This is a genomic window from Alkalibacterium thalassium (assembly GCF_900101165.1).
GTDB lineage: Bacteria > Bacillota > Bacilli > Lactobacillales > Carnobacteriaceae_A > Alkalibacterium > Alkalibacterium indicireducens.
Genome location: NZ_FNFK01000044.1, coordinates 1 through 16,885 on the forward strand (window position 1 = coordinate 1; position 16,885 = coordinate 16,885).

The window sequence follows — 16,885 nt, forward strand, 5'->3', positions numbered from 1 at the left end:
CTTCACCCAACGGGTGAAGAAGGAATAGAGTGATAAACCTTATCAAAGCGGGATAAATGCCTGTTCTGACAAGGTACTATGAATTATTCAGGATTAAGGAATAATTTTAATTCATAATTCTTTTTCTAGTATCGGTGATATTACTTCTTCCTTTTTATGCGTAGTTGCTAAAATTCCCACACGATTTTTAAACAAGCTGTGAGTAACTTTTTCTTTTATCCATAGTTGAACTTCTCTCATACATATAATGGCTTTCTTACCCATTACTTAATTACTCGAATATCTTCTATATAGACTATCCCCGCATATTTTGAAGACAAATATTTATTGTATATCTTTTCAGCTACAGCAATAGCCTCTTCTTCATTCTCTATTATAATTTCTATTCTTATATTTTCACCAAATCTACTAAGTCCTCCAGATATTGATCTCATACCTCTTTCACCTTGTCCAGAAACATTCTGATAAATGGTATAAGCTTTAATACCTAAAGACTCTAAATATTCTATTATACGAGAACAGATTATTCTTTCAGTTATTATAATAATTTTCTCAGCACTTTTCAACATGTTGGTACACCTCCATCTATAAATTTGAAATTATATTTGCTATTTGATAGTAAAGGGGGATTCCTATTAAAATATTAAAGGGAAAAATAATCCCTAGACTCATTCCAAGAGCCAAAGAGGGGTTGGCATCCGGAAAGGTACTTCTCATTACTGCCGGTGCAGATATAAAGGATGCTCCACCAGCCAATGCTGCAAACACAGTTGCTCCTCCTGGACTTAAGCCAATAAAAGTAGCTAATATTATTGCCATAAAAGCCTGTAATGGCGGGAGAATAATTGCTAACACCAATGTAACTGGCTTAACACTTTTTAGTTCAAAGATTCTTGAACCGGCAAGTATTCCTATATCAAGCATAAAAATTGTGAAAATTCCATTAAAAATATTATCATAGAAAGGCATGAGACTTTTCGTTCCTTCAACACCTGATATTAATCCAATTAGAAAGCCACCCAAAATTAATAATGTTGATTTAGCTGTTAAAGATGTACGCAATATATCTCTTATATTATATTCACCTTTTTCTACTTCAACAGATCTTTTCTTTAAACCAACATGACCTAGAACAATACCGGTAAGTAAAGCTGCTGTATCCATAAAAGGGTACAAGGCAGGCACAAATTCCTCATAGCTAGCTCCCATTTGCTCTAAAAAAACCAAAACTGTTATAATGGTTACACTATTACATGCTCCATAATGTCCTGCTATGGATCCTGCATTTTCTGGATCAAATCCTATTTTTGACATTATATAGTATACTACAGTTGTAATTAAAATACCCATAATTATTGCGGATAAAGCAGGTATTACTACTCCTAGTATCCCTGTTTTACTCACTGCTACTCCACTCTGTAATCCTATGGATATTAAAATATATAATGTTATTGCTGATCCAATTGAATCAGGTATTTCAAGATCAGATTTAACTGATACCGCTATAACTCCTAATATAAAAAATAATATTGCTGGAGATAACATGTTGCTAAATGCAAATTCTAAAGAAATCATCTTACTTAACACCTCACCATTATTTTTAAAACTTATTTTTTCATTAATAAATTATAATTAATTACATACGCAAAAATAAGGTCAACATCATATTACTAATTTTGAGGTAGTAGCCATGGATGCTGACCCACATTTGACTGGTGTATTCCACCTTTCATTTGTCTATCAACTTACCTTTATGTTCATAATTTTCATTACAATATAATTGTAAATTATAGGGACAGTAGTACACCTCCTTTCATTATATTAAGTGCTTATACCCTGGCTTTTGTAAAAGTATTTGAGATATTGTGTCATACTCTTAGTGGTGTTTGTTGTATAGAGTACCTAAGCAAAAAACCGACTTTTTCTAGCAAGGTACAGTATCCACATTTATAGTGGTATAACTGCCTTACGCTAGAAAAAAGTCGGTTTATCCTCAACTTACCCACTATTTCATCCAAAATGGGCCTTTGTAGATCTCCCTACTATTATTTTTTCTAAGACATTAGTTTTTTCTCTAAATCGCCAGATAATTTAAAGATCATAACCCGTTCACCGGTTTTTGTACTGATGTCCGTATGAAATGTTATTACTTCTTCCCCTGTTTTTTCTTTTATTATTTCACCTAACATATCTCGACCTGCTTCTACTAGATCTGCTCGAACTTTCTTAATAGATAATATTCCTTCTGATGTTTGACAAACCTTATATTCTGCAGGTGTTAATATTCCTCTTAGAACAACAATGACCATATCCCTTAAAATGTCAGTTTTCACTGTTACGGATCCTCGTCCTAGAAAATCCTTCTCCCACAGTGTTAATGCCTTGCTTATTTCTGCTTCTAATTGACCTTTTGTTATGGTTGTTCCCTCCTAACAAGGGTATTTCCTATCACCATATATTAAGGGTGACATACCGATTTGTTTCAATCTAAGCAACAAAACCCTAACCGTATTTTCATACAGACAATTAATTATTATCTTAATGCTAATACATTTGATAATTGTACTTATATTGAGCAACCTATTCTAACTTAAAAAATTTAATTTAGCATAACATATATCTAATTCGTTGTAAATACATATAAAGGTCAACTCACCACGTTTTTGTCAGTTATCCTATCAACTCACAAACCCCAAAGTCAATCTAACCACTCAACCTTACGCTTTTCTATTCTTGGATAACTTCCCTCAAAGCAAAAATCCGTGATTATCCTTCCGGCTTAGAACCAGATCTCAAATCACGGAAAGCCTTTATTTACTTATCTTATTACACGCTTACTTATCCACCCTTGACATCAATACTACCGTCTCCACGTGATATGTCTGAGGAAACATATCTACGGGCTGAACTTTTTGGACTGTGTAGCCACCCTCAGATAGGATCTTCAGATCTCTAGCCAGTGTCCCTGGATTACAGCTGACGTAGACCATTTTTTCCGGTTTCATGGTCAGGACGGCATCGATGAATTCAGGTGCCAGACCTTTTCTAGGCGGATCGACGACGATGACATCTGCGCGCTTATCTGCCTTTGCCCATTCTGTAATGATGTTTTCAGCTGGTCCGACTTCGAATGAGACATTGGCTACACCGTTCGTTTCGGCGTTCAGTTTGGCGTTCTCTATTGCAGGCTCTACTATTTCCATGCCGTGTACATGTTTAGCCTGTCTAGACAAAGCTAAGGTGAGTGTCCCAATCCCACAGTAGGCATCGATCACGGTTTCATTTCCACTAAGTCCGGCAAAGTCTACGGCAGTCTGGTACAGTTTTTCTGTCTGGACTGGATTAACCTGATAGAAGGACTGGTGTGAAATCGTAAAGGTGAAGCCCAGCAGATTGTCTTTGTAACTGTCCTGACCGAATAACACTCGAGACTCCGAACCAAGTATGACGTTGGTCTTTTCCTTATTGATATTCTGGATCAGGCTGACCATTTCCGGTAGAGCTCTCGTCAGTGCAGAGACGATTTCTTCTTCTCTATTGAAATCATGTGTGTTGGTTACTAGTACAACCATAAGTTCACTGCTGTAGTACCCTCTTCTGACAATGATATGACGCAACCAGCCCGTGTGCGCCTTTTCATTGTACGGTTTGACATGGAACTTGCGCATGATGTCACGCACGGTAAGGATGGTCTGATCGATTTTCGGATCCTGGATTTTGAAGTCCTCTATCGGAATGACGTCATGACTGTTCTTACGGAAAAATCCTGTAGTCAGACGACCATCTATTTTTCTGACAGGCACCTGTGCCTTATTTCTGTACCCAAAGGGGTCGTCCATTCCAATGACTTCTTCGACAGCGATATCACTCAAATTACCAATTTTACTCAGGACTTTTTCGACCTGTTCTTTTTTAAAGTTCAGCTGTGCTGGATATGACAGATGCTGAAGAGGCATGGTACCGGTCTGTGCATAGACTTTATCTTCAATCTCTACGCGGTCCGGACTTTTTTCAATCACTTTGAGCAGCTTACCAAATCCGAAAGTCTTTTTCGTTTTGATTACTTTGAATTCTACGGTTTCTCCAACTAGAGCACCTTCGATGAATATCGGATAGTATTCTATCTTTGCGACACCCATTCCTTCATGAGTCAGATCAATAATCTCTGCTTCTAAAGTCTCGTTTTTCCTGACAGGCGCCGCTGTCTTGTTCTTATCTTTTGACATTACTCGTCTCCTTATGGTTCATTACTTATCTTCAGTATACATGTCACACAACGAAAGCGCACAGAAAATAATCTGTGCGCTTTGTGTGCTTATTCTTCATCCAATTGAGAAACACCTTCAAGAAATTTACTTTCTTTTTCGATGGCCACGGTATCCCTGCTGTCGACAGTCAGATGCATTCCAGAAAGGTCAGCTACCAGTTCCATATGCTGCTGATACATGACAAATTCTGCCGGTGCATCGCCACCGTATTCTCCATCTATATTGATCATCAGTGGCTTATCGACCAATGACTCGGCTTTTACTGAAGATGTCTTCGTATAGATGATTTTCGGGTGATTGACGTGCCTGCCGTCATTAATAACTAAGGTAAGTAGTCTCAGAATTTCAGCAATGTTCGTCGTTTTAACAATGATCAGCGTAAATTTGCCATCGCCCAGTTTCTTGTCAGGAGCGATTTTCTCAAATCCGCCAACAGAATTGGTCAAGGCGACGAAAAGCATGGAAGCTGTCCCTTCATAAACACCGCCATCATAAGAAATGCTCACCGGCACTTTACCTATACGTGGAAGCAGTTCAGCTCCTTTTACAAAATAAGCAAGAGAACCGAAAACGGACTTCATGTTTGCCGGTACATCATAGGTGACTTCGGTCAGCGATCCCGCTGCACCGATATTCATGAAATAACGTTCCTGTGAAGCGGTAATGACTTTACCGATATCCATTTTAACAAACTGATGGGTGTTGATCAGCTCAGCTGCTCTGACAAAGTCGTTACGCGGAATGTTGAGTGCTCTGGCGAAGTCGTTCGTCGTCCCTGCAGGAATGACCGCCAGTTTCGGGCGTGATTCATGAGGAGCAATCCCATTGATGACTTCATTGATCGTCCCGTCTCCGCCAGCAGCAATAATGAGATCGAAACCATCTTTCGTACATCGGTCCGCTTCATTTTGAGCACTTAGAGGAGTCGGGGTGGTACAGAACGCACTCGTTTCGTACCCGCATTTTTCATATACATTCAAAATGTCCGGAAGTGCTCGTTTTAATGTTTCTCTCCCGGATGTGGGATTATAAATGATCCTGGCTCGACGTCTCATGTACATCCCCTCCTTTACTCTATCTATCTTTTGTCCAGCTCTTGTTTTAATAATTTGTTGACCATTCCAGGGTTGGCCTGACCTCTAGTCTGTTTCATGACTTGTCCGACGAGGAAGCCTAATGCACGGTCTTTTCCGTTCTTATAGTCTTCGATGGACTGTTCATTTTTATCAAGTGTGTCAGTAATAATTGGAAGAAGTTTAGATGGATCACTTAACTGAACCCAGTCCTTTTCTTCTACTAGAGCTTTTACATCTGTGCTGCCGTTTGTGACAAGCTCTTTAAAGACTTTCTTGGCAATTTTAGACGATATCGTCCCATCAGCAATCAAATTGATCATTTCTGCCAGGGATTCAGGCGTAAGAGCTGTATCCAGAAGTTCGACCTGTTCACTGTTCAGGTAAGCCGATACTTCACCCATCAGCCAGTTCGAAGCCTGCTTAGGATCGGCACCATTATCGACCGTTCCCTGGAAGAAGTTGGACATTTCAACTGTCGCCGTCAGAACAACCGCATCGTATTCAGGCAAGTTGAACTCTTTGACATAGCGTGCCTGTCTTTCTTTAGGCATTTCCGGCAGAGAGGCTCTGACTGAATCGATCCATTCATCGCTGATGACCAGATTTGGAATATCCGGTTCAGGGAAGTAACGGTAGTCACTTGATCCTTCTTTCGTACGCATCAGAATCGTTCCGCCAGTTGATTCATCGTAACGTCTGGTTTCCTGATCCAGTGCACCACCGGCATTCAGGATTTTCTCCTGACGGCTGATTTCAAAGTCCAGTCCTTTTCTGACATAAGTAAAGGAGTTCAGGTTCTTCAGTTCAGCCTTTGTTCCAAATTCTTCCTGACCGAAAGGACGCAAGGAGATATTCGCATCACAGCGCATTGATCCTTCCTGCATCTTCACATCAGATACTTCAGTAAACTGAATCAGCTGTTTCAGTGTCTCCAGATAGGCATACGCTTCTTCAGGCGAGCGCATGTCTGCTTCAGAAACGATTTCGATCAGTGGTGTCCCCTGACGGTTCAGATCGACATAAGATGAGCCGTCTTCACCGTGCATGTTTTTACCAGCATCCTCTTCAAGGTGTACCCGTTCGATACGGATTTTTTTCTTTTCGCCGTTGACCTCGATTTCGATCCATCCGTCATATCCGATCGGCTGGTCAAACTGAGAAATTTGATAGGCCTTAGGATTGTCCGGATAGAAATAGTTCTTGCGGTCAAATTTTGTATGTGTCGCGATTTTACAGTTCAAAGCGAGTGCGGCTTTCATACCATACTCGATCGCCTGTTTGTTAACGACAGGAAGCACACCAGGGTGTCCCCAGTCGATGACGTTTGTGTTCGTATTCGGTTCTGCACCAAAGTGAGCCGGGGATGGAGAAAACATTTTTGATTCAGTTTTCAGTTCAACGTGTACTTCAAGTCCTATTACGGGTTCTAAATTCATTCTTTATTCTCCTCCCTTGAATGCTGGTTTTTTCTTGTGGAAGTCTGTTTCTTTTTCAAATGCGTAAGCGACACGGTACATCATCTGCTCATCAAAATGATTACTGATGATCTGCATACCGACCGGCATATCATTTGAAAAGCCGCAAGGGATAGATAGTGATGGCACACCTGCAAGGTTCACAGGAACTGTCAGAATATCAGACATGTACATCGCTAGTGGATCGTCGATTTTACCGCCGATTTCAAACGCAGTTGTCGTCGTAGTCGGTGCTACAAGCACATCTACATCTTCAAAGACTGTATCGAAGTCATTTCTGATTAGAGTTCTCGCCTGAGCCGCTTTCTTGAAGTGGGCATCATAGAAGCCGGAACTCAAGGAGAATGTTCCAAGCATGATACGACGTTTTACTTCAAGTCCAAACCCTTCAGAACGGGAATTGACGTAAATGTCTTCAAGTGAGCTGACATTTTCTGAACGGTAGCCGTAACGGATCCCGTCGAAACGCTGCAGGTTACTTGAAGCTTCAGAAGAAGCGATGATATAGTAAGCCGGAATGCCGTAACGTGAGTGAGGCAGACTGACTTCTACGATTTCTGCTCCCAGTTCTTCGTAAAGTTTCAGTGCATTACGCACTGATTCGATTACACCAGTTTCTTTAGCATCTTCATTGAAGTACTCTTTCGGTACACCAATACGCAAACCTTTTACACCTTTATCGATGCCATCAGTAAAGTCTGGTGTTTCTCCACTGTAAGATGTAGAGTCTTTTGGATCATGTCCACTTATTGCGTTGAGTACCAGAGCATTATCCTTAACTGTTCTAGTAAATGGACCGATCTGATCCAGACTTGAACCGAAAGCAATCAGCCCGTATCTAGAGACACGTCCGTATGTTGGTTTAACCCCGACCAGTCCAGTAAAGGCAGCCGGTTCGCGAACGGACCCACCGGTATCTGAACCGAGTGAAACAGGCACTTGACCAGCCGCTACAGCCGCAGCTGAACCACCGGATGATCCACCAGGAACTTTAGAAAGATCCCAAGGGTTACGCGTCAGTTTGAATGCAGAGTTCTCAGTGGATCCGCCCATGGCAAATTCGTCCATGTTCAGTTTCCCGACTGAGATCATTCCTGCTTCCTTCAGTTTTTCAGTTGCTGTCGCATCATAGATAGGAACGAAGTCTTCCAGCATTTTAGAAGAGGCAGTTGTAGTTACTCCTTTTGTCAAGATGTTATCTTTGATCCCAACTGGCAGTCCGCTTAACACATTATTCGGATCGATGCCTTTTTCATCAGTTTCTCTAGCAGCCTGCAGTGCTTCTTCCTTGCTGAGAGCCAGGAATGCACCGACTTGCTCATCAGTTTCTTCAATACGCTTATAGGATGCCTCAACCAGGTCGACCGCTGTCAGTTCTTTACTGACGAGTTTGTCATGCAGTTCTTCTAATGTATAATCTAGAAAGTTCATTAAGCTTCACTCCCTCCGTTGTCAAACATTGCCGGCACTTCAATGTAGCCGTCTTTATGGGTTTTCACGTTTTTAAACAGGTCTTCTCTATCTGTCCCGTTTTCAGCTTTATCTTCACGCCAGACGTTGTGCTCATTCAGTCCATGATACGTGCCTTCAATGCCTTCCGTATCCAGTCCCTCCAGCTGCTCGACCATTTCGATGATACTGTCCATTTCTTTGGTAAATGTAAGAATATCCTCTTCTCCAATCTCAAGCTTAGCCAGTTTAGCAACCTGCTTTACTGTTTCTTCGTTTATTGCCATCTTGCTCATCCCTTCTTTCCACATTTGCGTGTTTTTAATTGAAAATCATTACGTAATATTCCTGGTCATCACTGTCTTTCTGAAGAAAAGCTTCCATTCCGTTCAAAGATTCCAGTCTGATTTCGACTTGAACATTTTCTGGCAGAAAATTGACTGCTGCTTCATTGACAAATTGAGTAAAGGCAATGATTTCACCTTTCCCATAAAACTGAGTCATGATATTGATCTCTAAATGAACCAGCTGCTCCTCTATATAGTGACCGACACCTGTAATTCCGCTGATATTAGGGAAGAACCCTTCTACTTCAGAGCGGAAATTAGCAAAACTGTTTCCTTCCGCACTCTGCATGCCTTCCAGCGGGAAGACAAGCCGATTTTCATTGATACGATTCCAGCTGTTTACAGAATCGCTGCCACTATCGCTTAATCCTTCAGCGAAATACGTTCCTGGTGCCAAGCTGTCTCGTCTGGACTGCTCAAATAAAGCTACCATGATCGGGACATCGGCCAGTTCTTCCATTTCTCTTAAGTAAGAAACGATCTGATCCGCCATGACCTGTCCTTCTTCAAGCAGCTCATCCAGAGGAATAATCTGTTCCTGATCTCTATTATCACCGTAGTAATCCACAGAGTTCATTGCAAGACCAATGCTGATGCCGGCCAGTTTAAGGCCCTCATCTGTTTGTTCATAAAAGTTATGTTCTAGAATAGAACTTAAATATATGGGATTCCGCTCTTGTGAATCTGCACCGGAATTGTCTTCGGGATTCAAGCCGAGGTCTTCACTTGCTTCTTCTGTTGTTTCTTCGTTATCCTCATCTTCTTCAACAGGCTCCTGTCTTCTCAGCCAGCTGTTAATGGTTGCGGATGGGATAAATTGTCCTTCCTGGAAAAAATGATCACTCGTTGGAAAATAACGCTGAGCATGACGCATCAAGTCACTTTCGAAAGTTCTCATATTCAAATTGGAATTCAGTCGACGAGTAATCCCTCTCGACTGGCTCGGAGCGTAAGTTCCGTCTTCTCTGACAACAGGACGGTAATATTCAGAATCAATCTGTACTTCTACAATGGATGACTCTTCATCTTGTCCGTCAGCTTCACCTTCTTCAGATATTTCACCATTTTCAGCAGGTGGCTGATTTGGATCGACAGGATCCGGAAAGAATCCACAGGCAGACAGAAACAAAGCACTTGTCATCAGCATGCCTATTAGCCGTTTATTTTTCACTGACTGCCACTCTCTTTTCTTTTCATTTTTCAATCTCCTCTATTACTGTTGTTTCATCGATAATCGGCACATCCAGACTTTCAGCCTTTGTCAGCTTGCTTCCAGCCTCTTCTCCAGCAATCAGGTAATCTGTATTTTTCGATACACTGCCGGTTACCTTTGCACCTAATTCGATCAGTTTTTCCTTTAACTCGTTTCGTGTAAAGTGTTCCAGCTTTCCTGTAATGACAACTGTTTTATCAGCAAACATGGAATCTGTTTTCGCTTCTTTTTGTTTGATCCCTGTATAAGTCATACTTACTTCAGCTTTTTTGAGCTTGTCGATCAGGTCTTCTGCTTCTTCCAGCTCAAAAAACGAATGGATACTGTCTGCTATTTTTTCACCGATTCTTTCGATAGCTCTGATGGATTCCAATGACGCCGCCTTCAGATGATCGATCGATTCAAATTCTTCAGCCAGCAGTCGGGCTGCTTTAGATCCGACATGTCTGATTCCGAGTCCGAATATTAGTCGTTCAAGTGAATTGGACCTTGAAGCGTCAATGGCTTTAAGCATGTTGTCCGCTGATTTATCAGCAATTTTGTCCAGTTCAAGCAGTGCTTCTTTTTCAAGATAATACAAATCGGCTACGTCTTTGACCAAGCCTTTTTCGTAAAGCTGACTCACCACTCGTTCTCCCAGTCCATCTATATTCATAGCATTCCTGGAAACAAAATGGCTCAGTCGTTCTTTAGCCTGCGCACTGCAGGAAGGATTCATACATCTGAGGGCTACTTCGTCCTCAAGATGCATCAGTTCGCTGCCACAGGCCGGACAATGTGTTGGAAAGACATAAGGCTCACTGTCCTCACTTCTCTCGACCACATCTACTTTAATGACTTCGGGAATGATGTCTCCCGCTTTTCTGACCACTGCTGTGTCACCTAGTCTGATATCCTTTTCGATCATGAGATCGATGTTGTGCAGACTGGCTCTCTGAACAGTTGTCCCTGCCAGCTGAACCGGATCCATGATTGCTGTAGGTGTCACGACTCCAGTCCGGCCGACAGACCATTCCACTTCACGAATCGTCGTACGGGCTTCCTCTGCCGGAAATTTATAAGCTATAGCCCAGCGTGGGGCTTTAACTGTATAGCCTGCTTTTTCCTGATTGACCAGTTCATTGACCTTGATCACGATCCCATCGATTTCATAGGGAAGTGATGTCCGTTTTTCCTGATAGTCTTCAATGAATGACCATACGTCACTCATCGAATCGAAAACTTTTCGCTCAGGATTGGTCTTCAGACCGAGCTGGTCAAGCATCGTTAATGCAGCATCCTGTGTGTCGACCGGCTGTTCCGATACGTTAGTCAGGGCGTATAAAAATACGCTGAGATTTCTTGACGCCGTAACTTTCGGGTCAAGATTTCTCAATGTGCCTGCAGCAGCATTACGGGGATTGGCAAAGACAGCCTCGCCCTGTTCTTCTCTTTTTTCATTTAATGCAATAAATGATGATTTCGGCATGTAGATTTCGCCTCTGGCTTCAAGCGTCAGGGGCTTTTTCAGTGTCAACGGAATCGATTTTATTGTCCGTACATTAGCCGTGACATTTTCACCCATAGTTCCGTCTCCACGCGTAACTGCCTGCTGAAGTTTGCCGTTCACGTATTTCAGCGAAACAGCCAGTCCGTCGATCTTCAGCTCACAGTGATAAGAATAAGGGGCATCTACTAGTTGAGCGACACGCCGGTCAAAGGCCATCAGCTCGTCTTCTGAAAATGCATTGTCAAGACTGAGCATGGGGGTGTCGTGAGCAACTTTTTCGAACCCTTCCAGCAATGTTCCGCCTACCCTTTGAGTAGGAGAATTGTTCTGTATAAGTTCCGGGTAAGCCTCTTCCAGCTCAACCAGTTCGCGGTACAGCTTATCATATTCCTCATCAGGGATGGTTGGCTGATCCAGCACATAATATTCATGACTGTACTGATCCAGTTTGCTGACCAGTTCATCTACACGTATCTTGACCTGGTCGAAAGATTTCTCATGAGACACCATGCTGATCCTTCTTTCTCTTATTGTATTTATATTACATTATACTTTCTCGATCGGGGCAAAACTGGCCAGAAGCGGCTTGATCCCGATACCTGGAAAAGCGATATCCAGCTGCAGGTCGTCTCCTTTTCCGCTGACCTTCACAACGGTACCGTCACCCCACACCTTGTGCTTCGCCTTGTCTCCAACGGTCCACTCCAGTTTTTCAGCTCCGCTGTTTCCAGTCGGATGCGATGAAATTTTCGGTGGCCTTGCACGTTTTGCAGTTTTAGCAAACGGATCATTGGCACTGCCTCCAAATCCCTTGTACATGCCATTGGAGAAAGGACGGGTCGTGTTTGATTCTTCACGCTCAACAGCTTCCGCATCGATTTCATCCAGAAAACGGGAAGCTCTATTTGACTGGACACGTCCGTAAAGCGTACGTGTTGATGCATTGGTCAGATAAAGTTTTTCTTCTGCACGAGTGATACCGACATAAGCCAGTCGTCTCTCTTCTTCCATTTCTTCTTCCTCCAGCTCTGCTCTGGATAGCGGGAACAGCCCTTCTTCCATCCCGATTAGGAAGACGATCGGAAATTCAAGTCCTTTTGCTGCATGTAAAGTCATCAATGTCAGTTCACTAGTCGGTTCTTCTTCCAGATTATCAAGATCGGAAATAAGTGACAGGTCAGTCAGGAAGTCGATCAGGCTTTTTTCCTCCTGGTCCGATTCGTCATACTGATTAGTCACGGTCAGGAATTCCTGAATATTTTCTACCCGTGTTTCAGCTTCAAGTGTCCGCTCTTTCTTCAAAGTAGGCAGATACTCAGACTTATCCAGCACTTCTTGTGTCAGTTCTGTAATCGACAGAAACTCAGACATTTTGCGGAAATCCTGAATCATCATGGCAAAGCTTTCGACCTTCTTAGCGGCACGTGCCGGCAAGTTGATACTCGTCGCATTGAGCGCAGCATCGTACAGGCTCCAGCCCATTTCTTCCGCAGCAGCTGCCAGCTTGTCGACAGTCGTATTTCCGATGCCTCTTTTTGGTTCGTTGACCACTCTAGCAAAGCTCAAGTTATCTTTAGGGTTCGCGATCAGGGTCAAGTAAGCCAATGTGTCCTTGATTTCTTTACGGTCATAGAATTTATGTCCACCGACCATTTTGTATGGGATATTCGTCTTGATCAGCGTTTCTTCCATTACACGTGACTGAGCATTTGTCCTGTACAGCACAGCAAAGTCCCCGTATTCTTTAGTCGGGTCACTTTCCATTTCTTTCTGAATCTGCTGAACGACGTATCTTGATTCTTCATGTTCATTTCCGCCTCGGTAATAGACTACTTTGTCTCCACCGGCATTGTCTGTCCAGAGGTTCTTCTTCTTACGATTCAAGTTGTTGGATATGACTGCGTTCGCAGCTTTCAGAATGGTCTGTGTCGAGCGGTAGTTCTGTTCGAGCAGAACGACTTTCGCATCCGAGTAGTCCCGTTCAAAGTTCATGATATTTTCCATATCCGCTCCACGCCAGCCATAGATGCTCTGGTCCGCATCACCTACGACACATAAGTTACGCAGTCGACTAGCCAGGAGGTTGACGAGTTTGTACTGAGCATGGTTGGTATCCTGATACTCATCCACGTGGATATACTGGAATTTACTCTGATAATATTCAAGAACATCCTTATGCTCCTCGAACAGTCTGACAGTCAGCATGATCAGATCGTCAAAGTCGACCGTTTCTGACTGTCTCAGTTCTCTCTGATAATGAGTATAGCAGTCAGCAACTATTTTGCCGAAATAGTCGTGCGCTTCGTTGCTGAATGCTGCTGCATCCTGCAGCTTGTTCTTAGCGTTGCTTATTTCTCCAAGAATCGCTCTCGGATTGTATTTCTTCGGATCGATATTCAGTCGTTTAAGTATTTTCTTCATCAATGTGAGCTGTTCAGCTGGGTCAGCTATCGTGAACGATGAACTGTATCCGATGCGGTCGATTTCTCTTCTTAAAATCCGTACACACATCGAGTGGAAAGTCGAAACCCACACTTCGCTTCCGCCATGCTCGACCAGCTTGGTTACTCTGCTTTTCATCTCCGACGCTGCCTTGTTCGTGAAAGTGATAGCCAGGATATTCCATGGACTGACGCCTTTTTCCTGAATCAGATAAGAGATGCGGTGGGTCAGTACTCGTGTCTTACCCGATCCTGCTCCTGCCATGATCAGTAAAGGTCCGTCAGTATGCTTGACTGCCTCTTTTTGCTTGGGGTTCATACCTGTTAATATATCGTCTCGCAGTACCACTTTCTTCATCCTTTCAAGTCTTCATACATTGTCTTATTATACAGAAAACAAGGGGCTCTTTCCACACCTCTATCATAGAGTTTGGACTTTCGTCATGTGGTGTTCGCCCCTTTTCAGCACAAAATCCCTCTGCCTGGCAAATCATGTCGGCTAAAGGGATTTTATGCTTCTTCATGTATTGTAAAACCATTTAGTCAATGCCCTGAATCAGATTGATCAGAAGCTGGTTAAGCAGGATCCTTACTTCTCTCCTTGCGTAGACATAGTTGTTTTCTCCAAGTAAATCTGAAATGTTCTGATAATGGGATAGCTTCACTTGACGACTCTGGTTCAAAATGTTACGTGCGTGCCCCTCTACTCCATAGATCGAATAAAAGGTATGCAGGATCGACTGGTTCATGTATATATTGTCGTGATGTTCCAGAACAGCCTTCCAGAATAAATTTTCCAGCTGCTCAAATTCTTCGGACTTTAACTGTATAGTCTTTCGCATCTTCTCTGTGAGTGTGGAAAAGCTGACGCGGGACAAATCAATTTCAGCTCGTTCCATACTATACAGGACATGCTGAAATAAAGTCTCCAGATAGTACAGTCTATCTTTTAGGCCTTTCAGATCGATAGCAGTTTGTGCCACAAACACCCCTTTATTAGGAAGAATACTCACAAAACCTTCTTCTTCCAGACGTAAAAAGGCATTCCTGATAGGCGTGCGACTGATTTCAAGTACATCTGCGATTTCAAGTTCCTTGATCTGTCGTCCCTCAAGCCACTGGCTAGTCGTAATCTGATTTTTTATAAAATCATATGCTTTTTCTTCAACTTTTCTTCTTCGTGCCATAATTCCGTCCTCTTACTCAACAAATTCTCTTAATATGTCTAGTGTGTCTCCTATATTGTCAGTTTCAATAGTTATATGGCCGCACTCATCAGTTGATGAGCTTCCCCTGTTATCATAAAATGTGTACTGCCAGTCCGGCTTGACTTGTGCCAATGTATAAGCTGACTGAAGATGCTTCTGCTTCACTGACTGCATGATGATTGCCCGGTCAACTGAGGTATCGATTCGCAGCGGCCATCCTGTTACAGCTTTAATGTGTGCATCGTATTGAGAGAAATTCAAGTAATTGAATGTATAATGGCATCCCCGATGTGGGTGTGCGACAATTTCATTGACATACAGTGCGCCACTTTCAATGCTGAACAGCTCAACGGCTATCACTCCTGTGAAGTCCAGCTGTTCGGCAATACTTATGCCGATACGTTCAACTTCTTTTGCCATATCATCACTTATCCGTGCAGGAGCAATTGAATGGTTAAATTCATTTCGTACGTATCTCAGTTCACACACCGGGTAAGTAGACAGTCTGCCCTCCTTGTCTTTGAGAATCCCCAGGCAGAGCTCCTTGTCGGCTGGAATCCATGCTTCAAGCACACACGTTCCATGTTTAAGAAACGGTTCTGCTGAGTCAATGTCACTTTCATCATAAAGGATCAGATGATCCTTTAACCGCTCATCAGCACTGTTTGCTTTAAGTACACACGGAAAGCCGATTCCATTGATGGCTTCTCTTATATCATCGAGCGAGACGATTGTAGCGTAAGGTGCAATATTGACGCGCGCTGACTCCAGGAATGCCTTCTGCAGCATCCGATCCTGAGAAAGAGATAGGATCTCTTCACCTTGAGGCACCGGAACAGCTCTCATCATCTTTCTAATTAAATCATTGTGGATAATTTCTGATTCATAGATAACTACATTGCTTTTCATTGCAAAATCGAGCAGTGCTTTCTCATCATTCAATTCAGCTTTCAAAAACCAGTCTGAAGCTGATTTTGCCAGACAGTCTGCATCCGGATCGATCAGTCCGACTGTATATCCAAGCTTTTTGGCTGACAAAGCAAGCAGTCTTGCTACACTTCCTCCACCTATTATTCCGATCGTACTTCCCGGTCGAACCCAGTTACTCATGTCACTTCACTCCAATTCTTACTCTTCAACGAGCGGACTTTCCTGTGGATTATTCTTCACTTGAGCTTTATTATTTTTCATGCGTTTTGTCCAGAATCCGCCATTGATATACTTAGGTTCGTAAGATATAACAAACGCCTTCGGTTCAATTTCATGAATCAGCTTGTACAAGCCTCTTTCGTTGGAACGCGGAGTAAGGATTTCCAGCACAAACCGGTTGCCTTCACGTCCGTAGGCTTGAGAAATCGTCACGCCATACCCGTTCCCGCGAATTTCTTCAGCGACATACCAGCCATTCTCAGGTACGATAGTCGTGACGAGAATATAGCCTAGAGCCAATTTATCTTCTATTTTCATACCAGCATAAATACCAGCTCCGAATCCTACTGCATAGACAATGACATTGAATACATTATCCAGATTGTCCAACACTAGTCCGAGCCCTACAACATATATGGCAACTTCAATCATGGCTACAAAAGGAGCCACTGACTGGTACCCTTTCATTGTCAGCATCAGTCTCACCGTGCTTAAAGAGACATATACGACATTGATGATAAATATTGCTGCAAGTATTCCCCAATTTAATTCCACTAATCGATTCCCTTTCTGCTTGTGATAATAAGAAAAGCTTCAAGTGCCGTTCAGCCTGAAAAGAAAATACCTTAGTATCTGTTCGAGCTTCAGCTCTTACAGATATACTTGAGATCGCCGGAGCGATAGCGAGTAGACCTTACAAGTTGTAGTGCTTTAGCACGTACAACTATTGTTGAGATCGACCGAGCGATAGCGAGTAGACCTTACAAGTT

Annotated in this window: 15 protein-coding genes; all 15 read right to left on the reverse strand. The window is 42.7% G+C overall.

Annotated features, from left to right (window positions below):
- Positions 1 to 111 precede the first annotated feature (111 nt).
- Positions 112 to 264: a hypothetical protein gene (locus BLR76_RS11845; protein WP_176759668.1), complete on the reverse strand. Its 153-nt coding sequence runs from the start codon at positions 262 to 264 to the stop codon at positions 112 to 114.
- Positions 264 to 569 carry a P-II family nitrogen regulator gene (locus BLR76_RS08645; RefSeq protein ID WP_091268083.1) on the reverse strand — a complete coding sequence of 102 codons (306 nt, stop codon included), beginning with the start codon at positions 567 to 569 and terminating at the stop codon, positions 264 to 266. Before BLR76_RS08645 ends, BLR76_RS11845 begins: the two co-directional genes overlap by 1 nt.
- Before the next feature lie 16 nt (positions 570 to 585).
- Entirely contained in the window at positions 586 to 1,575 is a 990-nt protein-coding gene (locus tag BLR76_RS08650; protein WP_091268086.1) for a sodium-dependent bicarbonate transport family permease, read from the reverse strand.
- Between the two features lie 479 nt (positions 1,576 to 2,054).
- Entirely contained in the window at positions 2,055 to 2,417 is a 363-nt protein-coding gene (locus tag BLR76_RS08655; protein ID WP_091268088.1) for a Na-translocating system protein MpsC family protein, read from the reverse strand.
- A 417-nt stretch (positions 2,418 to 2,834) separates the two neighbouring features.
- Positions 2,835 to 4,226 carry a 23S rRNA (uracil(1939)-C(5))-methyltransferase RlmD gene (gene rlmD, locus BLR76_RS08660; RefSeq protein WP_091268091.1) on the reverse strand — a complete coding sequence of 464 codons (1,392 nt, stop codon included), beginning with the start codon at positions 4,224 to 4,226 and terminating at the stop codon, positions 2,835 to 2,837.
- 89 nt (positions 4,227 to 4,315) lie between these two features.
- The gene (locus BLR76_RS08665; protein WP_091268093.1) at positions 4,316 to 5,323 is read right to left on the reverse strand and encodes a diacylglycerol kinase; all 1,008 of its coding nucleotides are present in this window, start codon (positions 5,321 to 5,323) and stop codon (positions 4,316 to 4,318) included.
- Positions 5,324 to 5,346: 23 nt separating this feature from the next.
- Positions 5,347 to 6,780: an Asp-tRNA(Asn)/Glu-tRNA(Gln) amidotransferase subunit GatB gene (gene gatB / locus BLR76_RS08670; RefSeq protein ID WP_091268096.1), complete on the reverse strand. Its 1,434-nt coding sequence runs from the start codon at positions 6,778 to 6,780 to the stop codon at positions 5,347 to 5,349.
- A 3-nt stretch (positions 6,781 to 6,783) separates the two neighbouring features.
- Complete coding sequence (gatA, locus tag BLR76_RS08675; RefSeq protein WP_091268099.1) at positions 6,784 to 8,250, reverse strand: Asp-tRNA(Asn)/Glu-tRNA(Gln) amidotransferase subunit GatA; 1,467 nt, start codon at positions 8,248 to 8,250, stop codon at positions 6,784 to 6,786.
- Complete coding sequence (gene gatC / locus BLR76_RS08680) at positions 8,250 to 8,555, reverse strand: Asp-tRNA(Asn)/Glu-tRNA(Gln) amidotransferase subunit GatC (RefSeq protein WP_091268101.1); 306 nt, start codon at positions 8,553 to 8,555, stop codon at positions 8,250 to 8,252. The genes gatA and gatC overlap by 1 nt, the downstream gene beginning before the upstream one ends.
- Before the next feature lie 34 nt (positions 8,556 to 8,589).
- Positions 8,590 to 9,819: a CamS family sex pheromone protein gene (locus tag BLR76_RS08685; RefSeq protein ID WP_091268103.1), complete on the reverse strand. Its 1,230-nt coding sequence runs from the start codon at positions 9,817 to 9,819 to the stop codon at positions 8,590 to 8,592.
- Complete coding sequence (gene ligA / locus BLR76_RS08690; RefSeq protein WP_091268105.1) at positions 9,809 to 11,827, reverse strand: NAD-dependent DNA ligase LigA; 2,019 nt, start codon at positions 11,825 to 11,827, stop codon at positions 9,809 to 9,811. Before ligA ends, BLR76_RS08685 begins: the two co-directional genes overlap by 11 nt.
- A gap of 36 nt (positions 11,828 to 11,863) precedes the next feature.
- Positions 11,864 to 14,107 carry a DNA helicase PcrA gene (pcrA, locus tag BLR76_RS08695; RefSeq protein WP_091268107.1) on the reverse strand — a complete coding sequence of 748 codons (2,244 nt, stop codon included), beginning with the start codon at positions 14,105 to 14,107 and terminating at the stop codon, positions 11,864 to 11,866.
- A gap of 190 nt (positions 14,108 to 14,297) precedes the next feature.
- A complete protein-coding gene (locus BLR76_RS08700; RefSeq protein ID WP_091268110.1) occupies positions 14,298 to 14,945 on the reverse strand; it encodes a GntR family transcriptional regulator in 648 nt (215 codons plus the stop codon).
- A gap of 12 nt (positions 14,946 to 14,957) precedes the next feature.
- On the reverse strand, positions 14,958 to 16,076 hold the full coding sequence (locus tag BLR76_RS08705; protein ID WP_091268113.1) for an ATP-grasp domain-containing protein: 1,119 nt from the start codon (positions 16,074 to 16,076) through the stop codon (positions 14,958 to 14,960).
- A gap of 18 nt (positions 16,077 to 16,094) precedes the next feature.
- Positions 16,095 to 16,670 (reverse strand): DUF2179 domain-containing protein, encoded by a 576-nt coding sequence (locus tag BLR76_RS08710; RefSeq protein WP_091268116.1) that lies wholly within the window; start codon positions 16,668 to 16,670, stop codon positions 16,095 to 16,097.
- Positions 16,671 to 16,885 lie beyond the last annotated feature (215 nt).